This window comes from Oleiphilus sp. HI0061, assembly GCF_001635675.1.
Map to the genome: position 1 here is coordinate 1 of NZ_LWFE01001207.1, position 2505 is coordinate 2505.

4 protein-coding genes are annotated in these 2505 nt (G+C 43.6%); all 4 read left to right on the forward strand.

Going from position 1 to position 2505, the window contains the following annotated elements:
• Positions 1 to 395: RimK/LysX family protein (locus A3735_RS18790; protein WP_068638462.1), on the forward strand; the 395-nt coding region annotated here is incomplete at its 5' end.
• 60 nt (positions 396 to 455) lie between these two features.
• The gene (locus A3735_RS18795; protein ID WP_068508841.1) at positions 456 to 1034 is read left to right on the forward strand and encodes a mechanosensitive ion channel domain-containing protein; all 579 of its coding nucleotides are present in this window, start codon (positions 456 to 458) and stop codon (positions 1032 to 1034) included.
• A gap of 75 nt (positions 1035 to 1109) precedes the next feature.
• Positions 1110 to 1418 (forward strand): hypothetical protein, encoded by a 309-nt coding sequence (locus A3735_RS18800; protein ID WP_068508842.1) that lies wholly within the window; start codon positions 1110 to 1112, stop codon positions 1416 to 1418.
• Between the two features lie 156 nt (positions 1419 to 1574).
• On the forward strand, positions 1575 to 2505 hold a 931-nt coding region (locus A3735_RS18805; protein WP_156499754.1), incomplete at its 3' end, for an AMP-binding protein.

A 2505-nucleotide genomic window follows, 5' to 3' on the forward strand; every position in this document is an offset into this window, starting at 1 on the left:
TATTCAACGTTCAGGTAAGAGTTGACACCGGCGCTAACAACTCATCTTTGCACGTCGAAAATATTGAGTATGAAGAGAGGGATAATGAAACTTGGGTCAGTTTTGATTTACCAAAGGATGTCTTTCCTGACCGAAGGGCGAGTAGACGGTCAGCAAAACTCATCGACAAAAGGCTTGTTAAGACCAATAATGAGGCTAAAGAGAAGCGTTGCTTGATTGAAGCGAGTGTCTGCATTGGGAAAAGTCATTGGACGATACCTATCACCTTAACTGACCGCTCTAATATGCGATATCCTATGTTGCTGGGTCGAACCGCAATGGCAGGACGAGCGCTTGTGGACCCCGAGTCGGAGTATATCCAGAGTGAAGATAGAATGAGCGTAAACTATGAATAGCTTATGCTCGTAGACAGACAACAAGTATGAAGTTGAAGCAAAGTATTCTTGAGGTAAAAAATGTTTGATGAGCTTTTGGCCTGGTTTTCAATGTACAAAGTAAATGTGTTGCTAACGTTGGTTATCATCATTATCTACGGCTTTTTTAAATACGTACTACGACCACGAATCATCGCACATGCAGAGCACGGAAATCTAAAAGACAAATCGAAAGAAACCGCGCTCGCTGCAGTAAATGTGTTGCTGTTAATCGGAACAGTGGTAGTCACTCTATTTGTATGGGGTTTTGACTTCAAAGGACTCCTGACATTGTCTGCCAGTATTCTGGCGGTCACTGGTGTGGCGTTATTCGCCGGGTGGTCGGTACTAAGTAACATCACCTCATTTTTTATTCTTTTAGTGCAAAAGTCATTCAGGCGTGGCAACTTCGTCAGAGTGATTGATGGCGATAATTACGTCGAGGGGTATATTTCTGAAATTAACTTATTCAGCACTAAACTAATCAGTGAAGCGCGTGAAGTTATTATATATCCAAACAACTTACTTCTAACCAGACCAATGCTCGTCAATCCTAGAGATCGTTTAAAAGGGATTGGTAAATTGCAGTCTGAAGAGTACAAAGAAGACAAACAGTCTTAATTTAGAATAACCCGAGTTGCCTAGTTATTCAAACAATTACTTAGCGGGATACGAAGCGGGCAATACGACGACCAGTTGATCTATCGAAAGCGCTTAAGAAGAAAACTCAGAGATTACACCTCGAATATACCCCCTCATGCCCAAGCCGCCAAAAAAGCTGACGAGTGGCTAGTCAGCGAAGGCAAGGCGCCACGTTATGAAAATGGCGGCTGGGTCTCTTATTGTTATACCGTGAATGGGCCTGAGCCTATAGAACACCTTGTATCACCACTTGATTATGACCTGTATCTCGCCAGACAAATCGCACCTATTGTCGATGGTGTAGTCAGCTTCTTAGGCACCTCATATAACGAGATTACTAGTGACCAATTGAGCTTGTTGTAGCTGCCCAACCTTTAGGTTGAGCCTTCCACAAGTGCAACCCAGCGTCAATATTTTAAAACCTAGGGTCAAGGGATTAACGCTCCTTATCTGTACAATTCTCCTGCAGAATTTAAAAACCAATAACAATCTAATAGCTACGTTTACAAAGGAATAATAATGAACGATAGAAAGATTCCACTCGCACTTGAACATGTTTATCGCTGGGAAAAGGAAAAGGCCCAGGACATTTACCTCACGCAACCTCTTGGCAATGGACAAGTTAAAACCTATACCTGGCAACAAGCCGTATCTGAAGCCAGAAAGATGGCGAACTATTTGAAGACTCTTAATTTACCAGCCAAGAGCCACATAGCATTACTGTCAAAAAACTGCGCTCAGTGGGTCATGGCGGATTGGGCAATCTGGATGGCAGGACACGTTACCGTTCCGCTCTACCCAACCCTAAACGCCGATACCGTCAGCTATATACTTGAGCATTCCGAAGCACAAGTCCTATTCGCTGGTAAGCTTGATGATTGGGACGATATGAAAGACGGTATTCCAGAAAGCTTACCCTGTATTTCCTTTGACTTAAGCCCGGAAGAAGTGCAGCAAAAGTATACTAGCTGGGATCAGATTGTCGCAAAGAATGAAGCCTTAAGTGAAAATACAGCTCGCGAAGCAGATGAAATCGCCACGATTGTTTATACCTCTGGTAGCACCGGGAACCCCAAAGGCGTGATGCTATCTTTCCATAGCATGGCCTATGCTGCACAAGGCGCGATAGCCTCATTAAAAGTGACTGATCAAGACAGAATGCTTTCTTACCTTCCTTTGGCACACGTGATGGAGCGTTTTGTAGTCGAAATGGCCTCTATATCTGTTGGCTTTCAATTATTTTTCGCCGACAAACTCGATACCTTTGTCGCTGACTTGAACCGAGCAAACCCTACCTTGTTCCTGGCGGTTCCTCGAATTTGGACAATATTCCAGACAGGTGTCTTTGCCAAGATGCCAAAACAAAAGCTCGATCGTTTGATGAAGATTCCTTTACTGTCAGGCTATATGAAAAAACGCGTATTGAAGACGCTTGGTCTGCAGGATGTAC

What these genes read in the sequence shown, in the direction of transcription:
- A3735_RS18795 (WP_068508841.1), top strand. Translation starts at nt 456, where the DNA reads ATGTTTGATGAGCTTTTGGCCTGGTTTTCAATGTACAAAGTAAATGTG.